This window comes from Bradyrhizobium sp. HKCCYLRH2047, assembly GCF_051168175.1.
Lineage (GTDB): Bacteria > Pseudomonadota > Alphaproteobacteria > Rhizobiales > Xanthobacteraceae > Bradyrhizobium.
Genome location: NZ_JBNPUM010000004.1, coordinates 443983 through 462016, shown reverse-complemented (window position 1 = coordinate 462016; position 18034 = coordinate 443983). Strand labels below are relative to the sequence as shown.

The window sequence follows — 18034 nt, the reverse complement described above, 5'->3', positions numbered from 1 at the left end:
CTATCGGCGACGCATACAGGATGATCGGCCGTTGCGTCGACACACAAGCGCGAAGCGCCCGGCCGCAGATCAGCGGGCGAAATCTTGCGGCGTGAACGACATCTCGATCACCTTCCACTCGTCGTAGCGATCGGGAGGCAACATCGCGTAGGGCTGGCAGGCATTCAACGCCTGGACCGCGCTCTCCTTGAGCTGGATCGCCTTGGAGGCCGCGACGACCTCTATCACCTCCGGCTCTGTCGCCAGCCGTCCATCGGGTGTCATGCCGAAGCGCAGCCTGATGAGCACGTTGTCCGACAGCGACAGCGAGGCCGGCAGCCGCGCGCAGCTCCTGACCTTCTGCCGCAGAGCCGCTTCCAGATTGGCGGCGAGGTTCGTCGTCGCGGTCGGCCCGGCGTCCTTGCCGTCCTCCGGGCCGCCGGGACGCGGCAACGGAGACAATGGCTCGGGCAGACCGAGCATGACCCCATACTTCACCGTGAGATCCGGTTCGGGAGGCACATAGGTCGGCGCGGGTGCCGGCACGGGTGGCGGCGCCGGCTTGACGGCGGATCTGCTCTCCGCCTTTGCGGCCGTCTTCACCGCTTTGGGCGATGCTGCCGGCGCCGGCTGTTTCGCCGCCGGCGCGGCCGGAATCGGAGGATTGGGGGTCTCCTTGGCGTCCTGCGGGGGACTGGGCGGTGGCGGTGCGGCGGCCGCCGGCGAGGCGCTCGGGTCCGGCTGCGGCAGCACCAGATCCGGCGTCGGGGATGGCGATGGCGTGGCGACGGGCTCGGGCGTCTTCTGCGGCTCGTCGGCGTCGACGATGTTGACCTCGATCTCGTCGCTCTTGGGCAGCTCATAAGGCCGGACCGTGGTCGAGACCATGACCCCACCGGCGATCAGGAGATGCGCGAGCACGGACGCGGCGATGCCCCAACGGATGAACTGCCAACGTTCCATGCTGCTTCACTACGCCCGCGCATACGCGAAGGTGCGCGTCGCGCCATCGCTCCGATCATCGGCAGGGAATGCGGCAACCGCCGTCGTGCGGCCCGCCGGCCGCGCCCTGTCATGTCAGGCTTTAGCATAAATGCGCGGGCGCCGCCCTCAATCCCATTTCGGCGCAAAGGCGAAGTTGGTCATCCGCCCCTCGGGACTGCCCATCGCGAAGATGTCGGCCATGTCCTGCTCGGACAGCTCGAAATCGAACACGTCGAGGTTCTCGGACAGCCGTTCGATCTTGGAGGTGCGCGGGATCGCCACGACGCTCTGCTGCACCAGCCAGCGCAGGCAGATCTGCGCCGGGCTCTTGCCATGGGCGCGGCCGATCCGCGTCAAGGTCGGATCGTTCTTGATCTTGCCCTTGGCGATCGGGCTGTAGGCGACGAGCGCGATGCCATGGCGCGCGCAGGCCTCGCGAACCTTGGTCTGATCGAGATAGGGATGATACTCTACCTGGTTGCACACCAGCGGCTCCGGCGACGCCGCCACCGCCTCGTCGAGCAGACCGACCGTGAAATTGGACACGCCGATATGGCGTGCGAGCCCGAGCGTCTTGGCATGCGCCAGCGCGCCGAGCGTCTCGGTCAGCGGCACGTGCGGATTGGGCCAGTGCAGCAGCAACAGGTCGACCTCGGAGACGCGCAGCCGGACCAGGCTCTCCTTGGCCGAGCGCTCGAGATCGTGCGGCGCGAAATGCGTGGTCCACACCTTGGTGGTCAGGAACACCTCGTTGCGCCGGACGCGGGACGCACGCAGGCCCTCGCCGACCTCTTGCTCGTTCTCATAGACTTGCGCGGTGTCGATGTGCCGGTAGCCGAGGGTGAGCGCCTGCTCGACGATGCGGCTGCAGGCGCGCCCGCGCAGCTCCCAGGTTCCGAGACCCAAAGCGGGAATCCTGGCACCGTTGGCCTCGATCATCAGCATGGCCGTGCACTCCAGAGCGCGTGCAACATTATGTAGGCACACGCCGGGCGTTGCCAACGCACGACCCGTGGTTGGCTTAAGTCTTGGCTAAGGCGGCAAACACCGTCTCGGGCGCATGCGCGATGACGGTGAGCAGCGCGCGCGCCGGGCCGCGCGGCATGCGCTTGCCCTGCTCCCAATTGCGGATGGTCTCGACGGGCACACCGAGCTTGGCGGCGAATTCCTGCTGGGTCAGATGCACCCGCCGCCTGAGATCGCGCACTTCGAGCGGAGCCGCGGGCGCCAGCGGAATCTCCTCGCCGTCGCGCAGCTCCACGATCCGTCCATCTGCCTTCAGCCGCAAGCGTTGCATCGTCCGACTCCGTGTCGAGCGACAGTCTCGCCGAACCGCGTTAAGGCCGGATTAACGATATAAGTCGTTCAGGCGCAGCGGTTATTTCAGGCCGAACCAGAGCGTGGCGATGCCCAGAAACGAGAAGAAGCCGACCACGTCGGTCACCGTCGTGACGAAGGTTCCGGAGGCCACCGCCGGGTCGGCGCGGACCCGTTCGAGCACCATCGGGATCAGGATGCCGCCCAGCGCACCCGCGACGAGATTCGAGATCATCGCAAGCCCGATCACGATGCCGAGCCCGGGCATCTTGAACCACGCCACGGCGGCGATGCCGGTGACGAGCGCGAAGGCCAGGCCATTGACGAGCCCGACCAGCCCCTCGCGCATCACCACCCGCATCGCATTGTTCGGCCCGAGTTCGCGCGTCGCCAGCGCGCGCACTGCGACCGTCATGGTCTGGGTCGCGGCGTTGCCGCCCTGGCTGGCGACGATCGGCGCCAGCACGGCGAGCGCGACCATCTGCTGCAACTGGCCCTCGAACAGGCCGAGCACCGAGGACGCCAGGAACGCGGTGGCAAGATTGATCAGCAGCCAGTTGAAGCGGCCCTTGGCGATGGTCCAGACGCTGTCGGACAGCTCCTCGTCGCCGGACACGCCGCCGAGCGCCTTGAAATCCTCGTCGGCCTCCTCCTCGATGACGTCGACCACGTCGTCGATGGTGATGACGCCGGCCAGCCGGTTCTCGGCATCGACCACGGGGGCTGCGACCAGATTGTACTTGCCGAACAGCCGCGCCACCTCGGCGAGATCGTCGGTGACGGTGACGCGACGGCGGTCCTCGTCGATCAGATCGGCCAGCGGAACCGGACGGCGGGCGCGCAGCAGCGCATCGAGCGACACCGCGCCCTGCCAATGCCGTGCGTCGTCGACCGCATAGATCTCGTAGAACCGCTCGGGCAGATCCTGCGTCTCGCGCATGTAGTCGATGGCTTCGCCGACCGTCCAGCCCAGCGGAACCGCGATGAACTCGCGCTGCATGCGGCGGCCGGCCGAGCCCTCGGGATAATCGAGGCTGCGCGCGAGCGCGTCGCGCTCGGACGGCGGCAGGCGTTCGAGGATCTCCTCCTTGTCCTCCTCGTCGAGGCTTTCCAAGAGCTCGACGGCGTCGTCGGATTCGAGCTCGCGCACGCCCTCCGCGACGGTCTCGGGCTCGAGTTCCTCGAGGATCTCCTCGCGGACCGCGTCGTCGACCTCGTTCAGCGCGGAGAAGTCGAAATCGGTGCCGGTCAGCTCGACCAGCCGGACACGGTCGTCCGGTGCGAGCGCCGCGATCAGGTCGCCGAGATCGGCCTCGTGCAGCTCGGCGACCTCGGCGCGCAGGAACGCCTCGTCCTCGGCGGCGATGGCCGCCGTGATGGCCGCGATGAATTCGGCGCGAATCTCGCCGGATTCGGTGCGCATCGGCGCGCGATCGCGTAGAGTTGCATCAGCATGGGCAACGTCCGATGTCTCGTTCATGACGTGCCTCACGCGCTTGATTTCAGAGCAAATGGTCTGATTTGTGCTTCACGCATTACATAATCGGCAACAGCGAGCGCAACGGGAAAAGATGCGGCCTTGGCGATCGATGACGGGATGGGTAAACGCGGCCGGCGTCGTGGCGGCGCTGCTCGCGGCTGACGTCGCCGCGGCCGCGCCCGCCGCATGCCCGCGCGAAGGTACGCTCGGCACGTCGCGCATTCTCACCGTCGACGCCGCGACACATCCGCGCGTCGGCCTGAAGAGCTTCCCGGACACGCTGCCGCTGCATGACGGCGAGGTGGTGCTGACCTTCGACGACGGCCCGTCGCCGCCGATGACCGACAAGGTGCTCGCCGCGCTCGCCAGGGAATGCGTGCGCGCGACCTTCTTCCTGGTTGGCCAGCCCGCATCGGGCCGCGCCGCGCTGGTGCGCAAGATCGCGGCCGAAGGCCACACGGTCGGTCATCACACCTTCACGCATGCGCATCTCGCGCACATCACGCCGGAACAGGCCGTCGATGAGATCGATCGCGGCATCGCCGCCGACGAGAAGGCGCTCAACGGCGTCGAGACGACCACGCCGTCGACGCCCTTCTTCCGCTTCCCCTATTTCGAATCGACACCGGCGACGCTCGACCTGCTGCAGTCACGCGGCATCGTCGTGTTCGGCGCCGACTTCTGGGCCGGCGACTGGAACCCGCTGTCGCCGCAGCAGACTCTCCATCGGCTGACCAGCCGGCTGAACCAGGCGCGCAAAGGCATCATCCTGCTGCACGACCCGCAGCCGCGCACGGTGGCCATGCTGCCGGCGTTCCTGCGCTACCTGAAGACACACGGCTATCGCGTGGTCCATGTGGTGCCGAAGCCGCCGCAGGATTTGCATCACGAGGAGCATAGCGAGCGCCCTTCAGCCGCGCCGACGCCGCCGCACGAAGGTGGTTAATCCGCCGTTCAGGACCGCCGTCTACGCTCGACTGCCGTGATTGCGGCGATTTCTGCCGCTTGCAATCCGGCAACAGCCGCGGGCAAACCGGAACCCGGAACGATGTCATCTCGCGACAGCCGCACATCCCTGCTATGTCTTGGCGGTCGCTTGCCCGTTCCGCGCGGCTGCGACACATCATCGATCGTGGAAGACCCTGGCCGAAGGAGCCGGGACGGTGAAGGGAATGTGAGCAGCGTGATGCGTGATCGTCGGTGGGCTTGCGTCGGACGGCCAACATGGCTCGCAGTGCTGTTGGGCACCGTCGCGTGCTTCGCCTCCAGTGTCGGATCGTCGGCCGCACCGGTGGCCGATTGTCCCGGGCATCCGAACGCGCTCGGCACGTCACGCGTCCTGGTGGTCGATCCGCGCGAGCATCCGCGCATCGGCGCGATGCAGTACAAGGAGACGCTGCCGCTCAAGGATCACGAGGTCGTCATCACCTTCGATGACGGCCCGCTGCCCAAGTACAGCAATCAGGTGCTGCAGATCCTCGCCGATCAATGCGTCAAGGCGACGTTCTTCACCATCGGCCGCCAGGCCAAGGCCGATCCCGAGGGCGTGCGGAAGCTTGCGGCCGCCGGCCACACCATCGGCACCCACAGCCAGAACCATCCGCTGAGCTTCAACAAGATGACGCTCGACCAGGTCAAGCCCGAGGTCGACCAGGGCATCGCCTGGACGACGGCGGCGCTGACCGATCCGTCGGCGCTGTCGCCGTTCTTCCGCGTGCCCGGCCTGCTGCGCGGCGACGCCGTGGAGAGCTACGCCGCCTCGCTCGGCCTGCAGCTCTGGAGCGCCGACTTCCTCGCCGACGACTGGCGCAACATCTCCGGCGCCAAGGTCTACGAGCTCGCGATGAAGCGGCTGGAGGCGCGCGGCAAGGGCATCCTGCTGCTGCACGACATCCATGCGCGCACCGTGACGGCGCTGCCGAAGATCCTCGCCGAGCTCAAGGCCAAGAACTACCGCGTCGTCCACGTCGTGGCGGCGACGCCGGACCTTCCGGCGACGCCGACCGAGCCCGAGGATTGGCTGGTGCACCGCCCGTCGGACGAGACCCCGGTGGCGCATTGGCCGAGGATCGCGCCCGTCGATCTCGCTGGCGCCGATACGGGGGCCCGCGCCAGGCTGGATGATTTCGGCATTCTCGACGTGCCGGCGGCCGTCGGACGTGTCGCGCAGAAGCCGGCATGGCCGCGTCCGCCGCTCGCGCGGCGGCTTGCGGCGCCGGCCTTGGCAGCGCCGGCGTCCGATCTGTTCGCATGGCCGCCTGTCGCGCCGCTGTCGGCGCAGCGGCGCCAGCTGGCCCGGCTCGAAAGCCCGGCGCCGAAGGCTGTGGCCGCCAAGCCGGCGCCGCGCCCGGTGCGCCTCGCCAGCCTCAGGCGGCGCTGAACATTCGCAGATGTTGCAGGTGAGGACGCGAAGACGATTCGCCCGCGCCGCGCGCGATCAGTTCGAGACCAGCTTGCTGACGCAGAGGATGACGGCGGCCGCCAGGAAGAACAGGTCCATGTAGGACTTCTTCTCGCCGTCCTTGCGCAGCGATCCGACGTCGGACACCACCTGCCTACTGACCACCTGCCCGACCGGCCCGTCGCCCAGCATGCCGGCCAGCCGGCGAACGTCCGACTCCATCTTCTCGATCCGCCCGAAGAAGTGGAAGGTGCGCACCACCGTGACGGCGCGCATGCCGGCATAGATCAGCACCACCAGCGCCAGCACGGCGCGGTTCTGGTACTTCTCGACGTAGTTCAGGCTGAGATAGACGGCCGCGAGAAATACGAAATTCGAGACGAAGCGGTACACGAGGCCCGTGAAGTTCATCTGCTCCCCCACATGATGTTCGGATCACTGGCCGACGACAGAACTCACGAAACGCGTTTCGCCCCCGCGTCCTGGTCCAACCGGCGTCACCCTAGGAGAGCGGGCTTGCGAATTCGTGAAGTGGAGATTTTGCAGCGCCAGAACAGGCCCGCTTGGTAAACAAGGGACTGCCCGGCAGGCGCCGCTGCAGCCTGCAATTGCAGGGCTGCAGCGGCTCCCGCACTATGCGCCGAACCGGGCCGGCGCGCAGGCGGCGACGTCGACGCTCGGCGCCTCGCCGCTCATCAGCTCGGCGAGGATGCGGCCGGTCGCAGGCCCCAGCGTGAAGCCCTGGTGGCCGTGGCCGAAATGCAGCCACAGGCCCTTGTGACGCGCCGCCTGGCCGACCACCGGCAGCATGTCGGGCATGCACGGCCGCGTGCCGATCCACGGCTCGGGCTCGACCGGCTTGCCGAGATCGATGAGCTGGCGCGCGGCAGCCTCGGCCTTGCCGAGCTGAACCGGGGTCGATTTCGCATTCGGCGATGACAGCTCGGCGCCGGTCGTGATGCGCACGCCGAGCGCCATCGGGTTCATCAGATAGCCGCGCGCCGCATCGCGCAGCGGCAGATCGAGCGGCGCGCCGCCGGTGTAGTGACGGTGATAGCCGCGCTTGCGCACCATCGGGATGTCGTAGCCGAACCGCGTCAGGAACTCCGGCGACCACGGCCCGAGCGCGACCACCACGGCCTCGGCCTCGATGCGTCCCTCCGCGGTGGTGACGGCCCAGCCGCTGCCCGCCTGCGCGAGCGTGGTCGCGTCGCCACGCAGCAGCTTGCCGCCACGACGCGTGAACAGCTCGGCATAGGAGGCGACGAGGCTGCCGGGATCGGACACGGTCCACGGCTCCTGCCAGTGCAGGCCGCCGATGCCGCTGTCGATCAGCCCGGGCTCGGCCTGCTTGAGCTGCTGCGCGCTCAAGAGCTTGAACTTGACGCCGAACGCCTTGCCGACCGCCTCGGCCTCCCTGGCCTCCTTGTCGAACTGCGCCTGCGTACGGTGCAGCACGCGGAAGCCGTCGCGGCGCACGAGGTTGCCGGCGCCGGCCGCGAGGATCAGCGGCTCGTGCTCGGGCGCGGCGCGCGCGATCAGTTGCGCATAGGTGCGCGTCAGCACCTCGTGGCGCGCGGGGAACGAATTCCACCAATATTGCAGCAGCGGCCGGACGTGATAGGGCAGCGCCGCGAGGCTGTAATGCACGTCGTTGGTGCGCGCCAGCGCGATGTCGAGCACGCCGGCGAGATCATAGGGCATCGCGTAGGGCCGGACGGCCTCGCTCTGGATGATGCCGGCATTGCCATAGCTGGTCTCGCGGCCCGGCTCCCTGCGGTCGACCAGCGCCACTGACCAGCCGCGGCTCTGCAGATGCAGCGCCGTGCCGACGCCAACCATGCCGCCACCGAGAACGATCGCGCTTCGCATCGTCATCACTCCTACCTCAGGTCCGCGCCGCCGCGACGACGGTGACCTCGATCTTCACATCCGCGATCATCTGCGCCTGCACCGTGGTACGGACCGGCAGCGGATCCTTGAAGTGCCTGCGATAGGCTTCGTTGTAGGCGGCGAAATCCGCCTTGTCGGCGAGGTGCACCATGCAGGACACGATGTCGTCGAGCGTCAGGCCTTCGCCGGCCAGCGTTTCCGCGATGTGCTTGAAGACGAGGTCGGTCTGCGCCGCGATCCCTTCGGGAATGCTGCCGTCATCGGCGACCGGCACTTCGCCGGACAGGAACACCAGGCCGCCGGCGCGGCGCACCAGCGAGAACGGCCATGAGGGGGCGTCGGACATCGTTAGTCGCTCCAGGATGTAGTGATCATGAGGGCCGCCTCAATCCCACGCCATGAAGCCCGGCGTCTGCGCCAGCGGCGGCAGCGACGCGAGCCTTGCGAGATCCGGCCGCGGACGGCGAAGCTCGGCGTCGTCGGCAAAGGCGGCTTCCAGCGCCGCGGCCACGCCGAGCACCAGCGCATCGCCGCCGCGCGGGCCGACGATCTGCAGGCCGAACGGCAGGCCGTTGTCGTCGAGGCCGAGCGGCAGGCTGAGCGCGGGATGCCCGGCCAGGGTCACCGCATAGGCGAGCGCCAGCCAGTGGAAGTAGGACCGCGTCGGCACGCCGTCGATCTCGGCCGGATAGAGCTCCGCCCAGGGCCGCGGGCTCAAGGTGATGGTCGGGCTGATCAGCACGTCGTGGCTGGCGAAGAAGCTCTGATAGGCGCGATAGATCCGGGTCTGGTTGGCGCTCGCGCGCGAGAAATCCTCGAGGCTGTAGCCGAGCCCCTCCTCGACATTGGCGCGCACGTTCGGCCCGAGCATGTCGGGCCTTTCGCGAAAATTCCTGCCGTGCTGGGTGAGGAACAGCGAGGCGCGCAGCACCGCAAAGGTCTCGTCGGCCCCGCTGCAATCCGGCGCGCCCTCGTGCGTCTCGGCAAACAGCGGCGCGATGCGCGACACGCGCGCACGGAAGGCGCGGCGGATCAGTTGTTCGGTCGGCGCGAAGCCGAAATCCTCGGTGAAGGCGAGCCTGAGCTTGTTCAGTTCCACCGCTGGCGGCACCGCCCAGCGCGCTGGCGCGCCGCGCACGGCCTCGCCGGGCAAGGTGTAGGCGAGCGGATCGCGCGCATCGTCGCTTGCCATCACCGACAGCATCAGCGCGGTGTCGGCGACGTCGCGCGCCATCGGCCCGTCGGTCGACAGGCACGACCAGCCATGGGCGCGCTTCTCGCTGGCGACGAGGCCGTAGGACGGCCGCATCCCAACAATGCCAGAGAAGCCGGCCGGATTGCGCAAGGACCCGCCGGTGTCGGAGCCGGAGGCCAGCGGGGCCATGCCGCAGGCGAGCGCGACCGCCGAACCGCCGGAGGAGCCGGCGGCCGAGCGCGTGGGATCGAACGGGTTTCCGGTGGCGCCGAACACGGGATTGCGGGTGTTGCCGCCCGCCGCCCATTCCGGCGTGTTGGTCTTGCCGAAGATGATCGCGCCGGCCGCGCGCAGCCGGCCCACCGAGGCCTGGTCGACGGCCGGGACATTGTCGGCCAGGATCGGGCTGCCATAGGTCGAGCGCATCCCGGCGGTGTCCTGGGTGTCCTTGATCAGCACGGGCAGGCCGTGCAGCGGCCCCCTGTCCTCGCCCCTGACGATCTCGGCCTCGGCGCGCTTGGCGGCCGCCCGGGCGCCAGATTCATCCAGGGTCACCACCGCGTTGACCGCCGGGTTCGCCGCCGCGATCCGTTCCAGACACGAGTCGAGCAGCGCAACCGGGGAGATCGCCTTTGTTTTCAGCAGCTTGACCAGCTCGACGGCGGTCTTGTCGCAAATCGATTGCACAGGGCTTCTCTTTTCCGTTTCGGAAAACTATTTAGCATATAAGAAATCGAATGCACGACCTGAAAACGCATTGTTCCACCGCTGTCCACGCATGACCTTCGGACGTCGGAGCACACAATTGAATTTCCTGCGCTTTGGGGCGAGATTGCCCGAACTGCCCCGGCCATCGGCACGCCTGATCCGCTAACGGATTTTCCGGAGATCGCTTTGACAGACACTGCCATCAGCGTTTCAGCCGAAGGCCCGCACTCCCAGCTCGGCCAGTGCCTGAAGGCGGCCCGGCAGGCGCGCGGCCTGACCCTGAAGCAGGTCGCGGAGAAAACGGGGATGGCGCTGTCGACCTTGTCCAAGGTCGAGAACGGCCTGATGTCGCTGACCTATGACAAGCTGCTGCAGCTCACCTCGGGCCTGCAGATGGACATCGCCGAGCTGTTCAGCCCTGCTTCGCCGCGCCCCGAGCCGGGCCGCCCGGTGACCGCCCGGCGCAGCGTCAGCCGCGCCGGCCAGGGCCAGATCGTCAACACCCGATTCTACACCTACACCTATCAGTGCACCGACCTGATCGGAAAGCGCATGGTGCCGATGATCGCCGAGGTGCGCGCCCGCACGCTCGAGGAGTTCGGCCCCCTGCTCCGCCACAGCGGCGAGGAGTACTTCCTCGTCACCCGCGGCACCATCGCCGTGCACACCGAGTTCTACGCGCCGGAGATCCTGCACGAGGGCGACGGCATGTATCTCGACAGCACCATGGGCCACGCCTACCTCAACGCGAGCGAAGCGGCGTCGGCGCAGGGCGTGTGCCTGTGTACGAGCGAGCAGTCGGATCTGTTCGAGCAACTGCACAGGATCGCTAAGAAAGATGCGGTGGAGTGAGGGCGGAGCGGTCTGCTGCTCCGTTGATATCCGTGTGGTGAAGTGCTACGTTGAACAATAGCAGCTTTTGTCTAACATGATCGAAGCGTCCATGACCAAATCCCCCGCCGGCAAATCACCAACCCGCCGAGATAAGGGCGCGGCAGGCAGCAGTTCGCGGATTCACCGCGAAGCGGCAACTGGCCAGTTCGCCGGGAGCGAGACGCGGTTCGAGGCGGTGATGCGGGCAGCCGAGCGGTCGGGTCTGCTGAAAGACAAACAAGGTCGTATCGGCGGCCGGGTGAGTTCTGCACTTGTCCGCCAAGCGAAGCGGCAAACGGGCATCGAGACGGATACGGACTTGATCGAATTTGCCCTCGCAACGGTCGCGCTTGAGGACAACTTCGCAGATGTGTTCAAACGGTCGCGTGGTACGGCGGATCCGAAGCTGAAGCTCGGTTTTTGACGTGGCGGCGTTCGATTTCGATGCCGCACGACGATGGGCGCGGTTCGACCCGTGGAAAACGCTGCCCCGAAGAAGTGATGACCAACTACCATTTGTTGACGCGACCCTGATCGCTGGACAGGGGCTTTTGCTCGACACCTGCGTCTACATCGACCAGATGCAGGATCGATCACCTCCGATTCTCGACGATCTGATCGCACATCGGCAAGTGAATCACTCAACAGTTGCGATTCAGGAGTTGATGCACACGGTCGGCGTATTGAACCCCTCTGATCCGCGCACAGCCCCGGTCATCGATGTGATCGGAAAGCACATCAAAGCGATGCCACCCCATCGCACCTTTGCACCTGATGGCGACACGCTCGGGCGCGCAGCACTCCTTTCGGGTATCCTTTGCCGTCTTCAGAGTTACGAACGAGACGGTAAGCTGCGCGCACTTCAGGACAGTGTGCTGTTTCTTCAGGCCCAGAAGCTCGGTTTGGTCGTCCTTACCGCGAACGTCGCGGATTACGACCTTCTGCTGCAACTCGTCCCCGCGGGTCGAGCGCTGCTTTACAGACGGCGTGAACCATAGTGGAGGCCTTCAGGACATCGCGCCAGTAGCCGGCCTTCATGGCTGAAAGGTTGCGCACGACCAGCGGCAGAGCTTCCGCGCCAGGCGGGCGCAGACTGGATGACCAGTTGATGACCTGGCCAGGCGCGATCAGCAGAGCAACAAAGAGTGCGACCTGCGCCGCGATGAGCAGGACAAGCATGAGACACTGGGCGCGTGTCAGCGGCGCCGCAAACAATGCGGTGATCACGGTCGCTCCTTTCGCGAGTGAATGGTTCAGGTGATGGGCACGAGTGCCGCCCTCACCGCATCATCGAGGGGCGTATGCGACTCGCGCCGAGCAGGCTAGCCAGCCTGCCATTGTCCAGCGCGAGGCTCTGCTTCCACAGCCAGCGCATTTCGATCGCCTCGCGCATGAAGCGCACGAACGGCGCCGCGAACCAGAGCGTGATCCACGGGAACGGCTTCACCGGCAGGTCGGGACGGCCGACGACGCGGCGGACGGCGTCGATCATCTCGCGGCCGGTCGCATCGTAATTAGACGGAAGTCCGGCTGGCTTCGCGGTGGGGGTCGCCTGCGCCGAAATTCTCTTTTCATCCGCCGGCTCAATTATATCACCACTGTCCAGTCCCCGCGCGAAAAATATTCCTCTTTCGCTTTATCGGAAATCATGATTGTATCTCCCCATCCCGCCTCGGCACGAGGGGCGTATCGCGATCGTCACGGCACGCGGGGTGGGATGCGGTGGGCGCAGCGGCTCGCAGCGTGACGAAGGTCATGCGGACGAACGAAGCCGTTGCGCCGGCGAAATCGTAGGGTCCTGGCCACCCGGTGCTGAGGCCAAGCGCGCGACAACGCGTTCGCGTTGCGCGGGCGACGGGGGCAAGACAGCCGGTCCCCGGGGAGAGGACGTATAAGCCGTCAAAACCATCGCGCGGGGAATGCCGGGATGCCTCGGCTGAACCTGTGGTTCCTGCCGCCTGCATTCTTGTTCGCAGGCGGGCCATGGGTGCGGCCAGCACCCGGCATTCCCCGCGCCCTCGGCTTTCGAGGGCGAAACGACCGGCACAGCTCGGACGCATCGCGCGCCGCGAGGCGGAGACGACTTGCCCGGACGGCGCCGACGATCGGACGAATGATGGATCGCTCCCCGCATGATCGCCGCGGGCTCAGATCGCCTTCCGGCCGGCCAGGGCCGACACGATCGCTTCCGACAATTGGCCGAGCCGGAACGGCTTGGCGAGCAGCGCGGTCGTCGCCCGGAGTTCCTCCGGCACCAGCGAGGGATCGGCGAAGCCGGACATGAAGACGATCGGCAGCTCCGGCCATCTGCGGCGCACCTCGCGCGCCAGGTCGATGCCGGTCATGGCGTCCGGCAGCAGAATGTCGGTCAGCAGCAGCGCGAACGGATCCGGCCGCTCCAGCGCGGCGATCGCGGCCGTCGCATGGGTGACGACAACCGGGCCGTAGCCCATCGAGGTCAGCATGGTCGATGCCATCGCGCCGACCAGCGGATTGTCCTCGACCACGAGGATCCGTTCGCCGGTCTGCGGCCGCGCCAGCCGCGCCGCACCGGCCCGCGCGCGACTGCCGGCGCCCGGCCCCGCGCTCGGCAGATACAGCGTGACGCAGGTGCCTTCCGCCACCCGGCTGTCGATCAGCACCGTGCCGCCCGATTGCCGCGCAAAGCCATAGACCATGCTGAGGCCGAGGCCGCTGCCCTTGCCGAACTCCTTGGTGGTGAAGAACGGCTCGAAGGCGCGGCGCGCGATCTCGGGCGGCATGCCGGCTCCCATGTCCGACACCGCGATCGTCACGTAGTCGCCGGGCATGATGCGCTCGTCGCCGTCGTCGAGCGGCTGGTCGAGCACGGCATTCGTCGTCGTGATCGTCAGGCGCCCGCCGCCGTCCATTGCATCCCGCGCATTGAGCGCCAGATTGAGCAGCGCGTTCTGCAATTGCGTCGGGTCGATCAGGCAGTGCCACAGCATCGGGTCCTGCGCCAATGCGATCTCGATGTTCTCGCCGAGCGTCCGCTGCAGGATGGTCGTCATCCCGCTGACGAGCTGGTTCACGTCGGTGACCTGCGGCTGCAGCGCCTGCTTGCGGGCGAAGGCGAGCAGGCGGCGGTTGAGGTCGGCGACCCGCTCCGCCGCCTCGATCGCCCGCTCGACCATGCTGCGGCGGGAGCTCTCGCCGGGCGGGAGCGCGTCGAGCAGCAGATCGAGATTGCCGAGCGTCGCCGCCAGCATGTTGTTGGAGTCGTGCGCGATGCCGCCCGCCAACTGGCCGATGGCCTCCATCTTCTGCGCCTGCCGCAGCTCGTCCTCGATGCGCTTGCGCTCGGTGATGTCGACCGACAGCACGAAATAGCCGCGCACCGTGCCGTCCTGGCTGCGATCCGGCACCCGGATGGTCTCGCACCAGCGTTCGCGGCCGTCGGGAAACGCGATCTTCTCCTCGCCGCCCGCGGTCCGGCCGGCCAGCGCGGCCTCGATCTTCGGCCTCACCTCGCCGCGCCGGGCCGGATCGATGTAGTCGTCGATCCGGCGGCTGCGGCCGATCCCGCTGGGCGGCTGCGCATACCATTCGCGCGCGACGCGGTTGGCATAGCGGATGTCACCATCGGCGCCGACCTGGACGATCAGCGCGGGCACGTTCTCCGTGACCAGCAGATGCTGCTCGAAATTGTCGCGCAGCGCCTGCTCGGACGCCGCGCGCAGCCGCCATTGCCGCGCCAGGACGAGGCCGAATCCCGCGATCAGCAGATTGAGCCCGGCGGCGATGGCGCTGTAGTACAGCGCATTGTTTTTCCAGCCGGCCAGATATTCGATCGGGTCGCGCGCCACGGTCACCACCAACGGCAGGCCGGCGACGCGGCGATAGCTGATGCTCCGCGACGTTCCGTCCGTCATGCCGCTGCCCTCGAAGCTGCCGTGAGGGGCCTGCGGGAGATAGAGACTGAACAGCCGATTGGACCGGACGTTGCGGCCGGCGAAATCGTCGGCATGCGGCGTGCGCAGCAGGATCGTGCCGTCGTCGCGATAGAGCGTCACCGTTCCGCGCTGCCCGACGTTCAGCGACAGGAAGAACTGCCGCAGATTCTCGTAGTCGACAGCCACGACGATCACGCCGGCAAATCGTCCGTCCGGCATCATAAAGGCGCGGCTGACCGCGATGAACAGACCCCTGTTCACGCGCGAGGCCACCGGCACGTCGATGAAGAGACCGCGGCCGGGGTCATCGCGCTGGACCTTGTAATAGGCCCGATCGGCGAAATTGTTCTCGCGGCCGGGAACTCCGTTGCCGGCGCTGTCGCCGAGCAGATTGCCGTCCGCATCCAGCACGACGATGCCGCCCGCGGCGGGGTACGGCACCACCCTGCGCTTCAACTCGTTGATCAGCGCCGGATTGCCGGCGGTGAGCAGCGATGGGTCCTGCTTGAGACTGTCGATCGTCGTGTTCAAGAGCACGTCGACGCCCTGGATGTTGCGCAGCATGTATTCTTCGAGCGCGCGGGCGAGATCGCCGTTGGCGGCCTCGGTCGTCCGATAGGTCTCCCGATAGTTGACGGAAAGCATGTGCGCCACGAAGGCATCACACAGCAGCGCCAGCACGAGGCCACTCAGCACGATGATCCAGGGAGTCCAGCGCCGGTCCATCCAGGAGCCGGACGCGAACCTCGTCCAGGCGTCGACGATGCCTGCCTGCCGCGGACCGCGCCGATGGTCGGCTCTCGCTTTGATCTGGTCCGGCATGGCGTCGCATTCAGGAGGTCGTCGGGCGGTTTGATTGTGAATCGATCGGCGCGTCAAGCATCGGCGAAGGTCCGGATTGTGCCGAATTCCGCGTCTCCAGGCGCGTCGCGATCCATATCGCGGGCGCTCGATAGCACGGTTTGCCAGGGCGTGTCATCGGTACCCGCCAGGGGCTGCGGCGGTCGCGGAGGGGCTCGACGCGTCAAGACGCGATCAAAGCTGGAGCTCGAACGCCTCGCGCTCGGCGCGGCTCAGATGCAGGCCATGCTTGGTACGCCGGTCCAGGATGTCGGCGGCCGTGACGGCCCACTCCTGCTCGCGCAGGAAAACGAGCTCGCGCTCATAGAAGGAGGCACCGAAATGGCGGCCGAGATCGCCGACGTTGCGGGACGCTCCGAGCAGATCGCGCGCACGGGTGCCGTAGAGCCGCGCATAATGTGCTACCACATCGCGCGGCAATCCCGGATACGCGCCGGCGAGATCGGCAAGGAACCGATCGAACGGCGCGCCGAGATCGCCGCCCGGAAGCCGCGCGCCCGCCGTCCATGCCGGCGCCATCTGCGGAAACCACGGCGCGAGGCGTTCCATCGCCTGCTCGGCGAGCCGGCGAAACGTCGTGATCTTGCCGCCGAAGATCGACAGCAGCGGCGGCTGCCCGGGTGCACCGTGCACCTCGAACACGTAGTCGCGCGTCACTGCCGACGGATTGTCGGCGTTGTCATCGTAGAGCGGCCGCACCCCGGAGAAGGCGTGAATGATATCACCCTTGCCCGGCGCGGCCCGGAAATAGCGATCGAGCACCGCGAGCAGATAGTCGATCTCAGCACCATCGACAGCGACGTCGTCTGCGCGGCCATCATGCACGATGTCGGTGGTCCCAATCAGCGCCAGATCGGTCTCATAGGGATTGACGAAGATGACGCGGCGGTCGGTGTTCTGCAGCAGATAGGCCTGCGATCCGCTCCAGAATTTTGGCACCACGAGATGGCTGCCTTTGACAAGCCGCACATTGTGCGCGGAGTCGAGCCCGGCGACACCCTGCACCACGTCCTGCACCCAGGGACCTGCGGCATTCACCAGTGCCTTCGCGCGGACGATCTGCACCTCGCCATTCTCGGAGCGCATCTCCAGCCGCCAGGAATCGCCCTCGCGCCGCGCACTCACGGCGCGGGTGCGCGGCAGGATAATGGCTCCCTTGTGCGCGGCATCGACGAGATTGAGGATCACCAGCCGGGCATCGTCGACCCAGCAGTCCGAATATTCGAAGCCGCGCCGGAACTCGGGGCGCAGCGGCGCGCCCTCCGGCTCATGCGCGAGGTCGAGGTTGCGGCTCGCCGGCAGCTGCTTGCGGCCGCCGAGATGGTCATAGAGGAACAGCCCGGTGCGCACCAGCCAGGCGGGACGCTGCTCCGGCGAGTGCGGCAGCACGAAGCGCATCGGCCAGATGATGTGAGGCGCCGAGGCCAGCAGCACCTCGCGCTCGATCAGCGCCTCGCGCACCAGGCGGAACTCATAGTACTCAAGATAGCGCAAGCCGCCATGGATCAGCTTGCCCGAACGCGACGAGGTGCCTTGGGCGAAATCGTCCTTCTCGCACAGCAGCACCTTCAGGCCGCGGCCGGCGGCATCACGGGCGATACCAGCGCCATTGATGCCGCCGCCGATCACGGCGAGGTCCAACAGACCGTGATCGGATCCGCTGCGTGAGACCGTCGCATTCATCGCTTGCTGCTGCGCTTCTTCTCTGGCTTGCTGCGCGCAGCGGCGCGCGCCTTCGTCGCAGTCTTGGCCGGCTTCGCCGCTTTCGCCTTGGGCTCCTGCAGGCCATAGGTGGAAAAGCCCTGCGCTGTCTCGGCGATCTCCGCGTCGCCGAGGATGTGCGGCTGGCCGAGCGCGAGCGACAGATAGTACTGCTTCGCGATGGTCTCGAGCTCGACCGCAAGCCACATCGCCTTGTCGAGATTGGGGCCGACCGCGATCATGCCGTGATTGGCCAGCAGGCAGCCGTTGCGGCCTTCCAGCGCCTCCAGCGCAAGCTCGGACAATTCGGCCGTGCCGAACCGCGCATAGCCGGCGCAGCGAATGTCGGTGCCGCCGAACGCGGCCATCATGTAGTGGCAGGCCGGGATCGGCTTGCGCGAGATGGCGAGCACGGTGGCGTAGGTCGAATGGGTGTGCACGACGCCGCCGACATCCGGACGGCCGCGCATGATGTCGAGATGAAAGCGCCATTCCGTCGACGGCTTCAACGGCCCCTCCCAGGAACCGTAGTCCCCCTCGAGCGGCATCGCCGCGATCATCTCCGGCTTCATCGAGTCATAGGGCGTCGCCGATGGCGTGATCAGCATGCGGTCCTTGTAGCGGGCGGAAATGTTGCCCGAAGTGCCCTGGTTCAGCCCCGACGCATTCATCCATCGGCATTTGGCGATGATGGTCTCGCGGATCAGCCGTTCCTCGCGATTCATGTC

General features: G+C 67.1%; 17 protein-coding genes. 5 read left to right on the top strand and 12 right to left on the bottom strand.

Annotated features, from left to right (window positions below; genetic code table 11):
• Nucleotides 1-69: 69 nt before the first annotated feature.
• The 4 genes from ACQR1D_RS12415 to mgtE form a co-directional block, all read right to left on the bottom strand.
• Nucleotides 70-942 (bottom strand): hypothetical protein, encoded by an 873-nt coding sequence (locus tag ACQR1D_RS12415; RefSeq protein ID WP_434838279.1) that lies wholly within the window; start codon nucleotides 940-942, stop codon nucleotides 70-72.
• 147 nt (nucleotides 943-1089) lie between these two features.
• Nucleotides 1090-1908 (bottom strand): aldo/keto reductase, encoded by an 819-nt coding sequence (locus ACQR1D_RS12410; protein ID WP_315804147.1) that lies wholly within the window; start codon nucleotides 1906-1908, stop codon nucleotides 1090-1092.
• Nucleotides 1909-1984: 76 nt separating this feature from the next.
• Complete coding sequence (locus ACQR1D_RS12405) at nucleotides 1985-2260, bottom strand: helix-turn-helix domain-containing protein (protein WP_315718360.1); 276 nt, start codon at nucleotides 2258-2260, stop codon at nucleotides 1985-1987.
• Between the two features lie 81 nt (nucleotides 2261-2341).
• Entirely contained in the window at nucleotides 2342-3760 is a 1419-nt protein-coding gene (gene mgtE / locus ACQR1D_RS12400; RefSeq protein ID WP_434838280.1) for a magnesium transporter, read from the bottom strand.
• A gap of 109 nt (nucleotides 3761-3869) precedes the next feature.
• On the opposite strand from mgtE, the gene ACQR1D_RS12395 reads away from it, so the two are divergent.
• Both ACQR1D_RS12395 and ACQR1D_RS12390 read left to right on the top strand, forming a co-directional pair.
• Nucleotides 3870-4706, top strand: coding sequence for a polysaccharide deacetylase family protein (locus tag ACQR1D_RS12395; RefSeq protein WP_316218258.1), 837 nt, complete (start codon nucleotides 3870-3872; stop codon nucleotides 4704-4706).
• Between the two features lie 240 nt (nucleotides 4707-4946).
• A complete protein-coding gene (locus ACQR1D_RS12390; protein WP_316218257.1) occupies nucleotides 4947-6140 on the top strand; it encodes a polysaccharide deacetylase family protein in 1194 nt (397 codons plus the stop codon).
• A gap of 57 nt (nucleotides 6141-6197) precedes the next feature.
• Here the strand turns inward: ACQR1D_RS12390 and ACQR1D_RS12385 are convergent, their stop codons facing one another.
• The 4 genes from ACQR1D_RS12385 to ACQR1D_RS12370 form a co-directional block, all read right to left on the bottom strand.
• On the bottom strand, nucleotides 6198-6572 hold the full coding sequence (locus ACQR1D_RS12385) for a hypothetical protein (RefSeq protein ID WP_315804151.1): 375 nt from the start codon (nucleotides 6570-6572) through the stop codon (nucleotides 6198-6200).
• A gap of 222 nt (nucleotides 6573-6794) precedes the next feature.
• On the bottom strand, nucleotides 6795-8033 hold the full coding sequence (locus ACQR1D_RS12380) for an NAD(P)/FAD-dependent oxidoreductase (protein ID WP_315804152.1): 1239 nt from the start codon (nucleotides 8031-8033) through the stop codon (nucleotides 6795-6797).
• Between the two features lie 16 nt (nucleotides 8034-8049).
• Nucleotides 8050-8400, bottom strand: a complete 351-nt coding sequence (locus ACQR1D_RS12375; protein WP_315804153.1) for a RidA family protein — start codon at nucleotides 8398-8400, stop codon at nucleotides 8050-8052.
• Between the two features lie 39 nt (nucleotides 8401-8439).
• A complete protein-coding gene (locus ACQR1D_RS12370) occupies nucleotides 8440-9936 on the bottom strand; it encodes an amidase (protein ID WP_434894127.1) in 1497 nt (498 codons plus the stop codon).
• A 207-nt stretch (nucleotides 9937-10143) separates the two neighbouring features.
• On the opposite strand from ACQR1D_RS12370, the gene ACQR1D_RS12365 reads away from it, so the two are divergent.
• From ACQR1D_RS12365 to ACQR1D_RS12355, 3 genes are all read left to right on the top strand, one after another.
• Nucleotides 10144-10809 carry a helix-turn-helix domain-containing protein gene (locus ACQR1D_RS12365; RefSeq protein WP_434894126.1) on the top strand — a complete coding sequence of 222 codons (666 nt, stop codon included), beginning with the start codon at nucleotides 10144-10146 and terminating at the stop codon, nucleotides 10807-10809.
• A gap of 76 nt (nucleotides 10810-10885) precedes the next feature.
• The gene (locus ACQR1D_RS12360; protein WP_315804156.1) at nucleotides 10886-11254 is read left to right on the top strand and encodes a hypothetical protein; all 369 of its coding nucleotides are present in this window, start codon (nucleotides 10886-10888) and stop codon (nucleotides 11252-11254) included.
• A 1-nt stretch (nucleotide 11255) separates the two neighbouring features.
• Nucleotides 11256-11828, top strand: coding sequence for a type II toxin-antitoxin system VapC family toxin (locus tag ACQR1D_RS12355; protein WP_315804157.1), 573 nt, complete (start codon nucleotides 11256-11258; stop codon nucleotides 11826-11828).
• A 281-nt stretch (nucleotides 11829-12109) separates the two neighbouring features.
• Here the strand turns inward: ACQR1D_RS12355 and ACQR1D_RS12350 are convergent, their stop codons facing one another.
• The 4 genes from ACQR1D_RS12350 to ACQR1D_RS12335 form a co-directional block, all read right to left on the bottom strand.
• Entirely contained in the window at nucleotides 12110-12322 is a 213-nt protein-coding gene (locus ACQR1D_RS12350; protein WP_315804158.1) for a hypothetical protein, read from the bottom strand.
• 655 nt (nucleotides 12323-12977) lie between these two features.
• Nucleotides 12978-15566, bottom strand: coding sequence for an ATP-binding protein (locus ACQR1D_RS12345; protein ID WP_434894125.1), 2589 nt, complete (start codon nucleotides 15564-15566; stop codon nucleotides 12978-12980).
• A 213-nt stretch (nucleotides 15567-15779) separates the two neighbouring features.
• The gene (locus ACQR1D_RS12340) at nucleotides 15780-17288 is read right to left on the bottom strand and encodes a glycerol-3-phosphate dehydrogenase (RefSeq protein ID WP_434894124.1); all 1509 of its coding nucleotides are present in this window, start codon (nucleotides 17286-17288) and stop codon (nucleotides 15780-15782) included.
• Nucleotides 17285-18031, bottom strand: a complete 747-nt coding sequence (locus ACQR1D_RS12335; RefSeq protein WP_434894123.1) for a class II aldolase/adducin family protein — start codon at nucleotides 18029-18031, stop codon at nucleotides 17285-17287. The genes ACQR1D_RS12340 and ACQR1D_RS12335 overlap by 4 nt, the downstream gene beginning before the upstream one ends.
• Nucleotides 18032-18034: the final 3 nt, after the last annotated feature.

Coding starts and splice junctions, on each gene's coding strand:
- ACQR1D_RS12415 (WP_434838279.1), bottom strand. CDS start 942: ATGGAACGTTGGCAGTTCATCCGTTGGGGCATCGCCGCGTCCGTGCTC.
- ACQR1D_RS12410 (WP_315804147.1), bottom strand. CDS start 1,908: ATGCTGATGATCGAGGCCAACGGTGCCAGGATTCCCGCTTTGGGTCTC.
- ACQR1D_RS12405 (WP_315718360.1), bottom strand. CDS start 2,260: ATGCAACGCTTGCGGCTGAAGGCAGATGGACGGATCGTGGAGCTGCGC.
- mgtE (WP_434838280.1), bottom strand. CDS start 3,760: ATGAACGAGACATCGGACGTTGCCCATGCTGATGCAACTCTACGCGAT.
- ACQR1D_RS12395 (WP_316218258.1), top strand. CDS start 3,870: ATGACGGGATGGGTAAACGCGGCCGGCGTCGTGGCGGCGCTGCTCGCG.
- ACQR1D_RS12390 (WP_316218257.1), top strand. CDS start 4,947: ATGCGTGATCGTCGGTGGGCTTGCGTCGGACGGCCAACATGGCTCGCA.
- ACQR1D_RS12385 (WP_315804151.1), bottom strand. CDS start 6,572: ATGAACTTCACGGGCCTCGTGTACCGCTTCGTCTCGAATTTCGTATTT.
- ACQR1D_RS12380 (WP_315804152.1), bottom strand. CDS start 8,033: ATGCGAAGCGCGATCGTTCTCGGTGGCGGCATGGTTGGCGTCGGCACG.
- ACQR1D_RS12375 (WP_315804153.1), bottom strand. CDS start 8,400: ATGTCCGACGCCCCCTCATGGCCGTTCTCGCTGGTGCGCCGCGCCGGC.
- ACQR1D_RS12360 (WP_315804156.1), top strand. CDS start 10,886: ATGATCGAAGCGTCCATGACCAAATCCCCCGCCGGCAAATCACCAACC.
- ACQR1D_RS12350 (WP_315804158.1), bottom strand. CDS start 12,322: ATGATCGACGCCGTCCGCCGCGTCGTCGGCCGTCCCGACCTGCCGGTG.
- ACQR1D_RS12345 (WP_434894125.1), bottom strand. CDS start 15,566: ATGCCGGACCAGATCAAAGCGAGAGCCGACCATCGGCGCGGTCCGCGG.
- ACQR1D_RS12340 (WP_434894124.1), bottom strand. CDS start 17,288: ATGAATGCGACGGTCTCACGCAGCGGATCCGATCACGGTCTGTTGGAC.
- ACQR1D_RS12335 (WP_434894123.1), bottom strand. CDS start 18,031: ATGAATCGCGAGGAACGGCTGATCCGCGAGACCATCATCGCCAAATGC.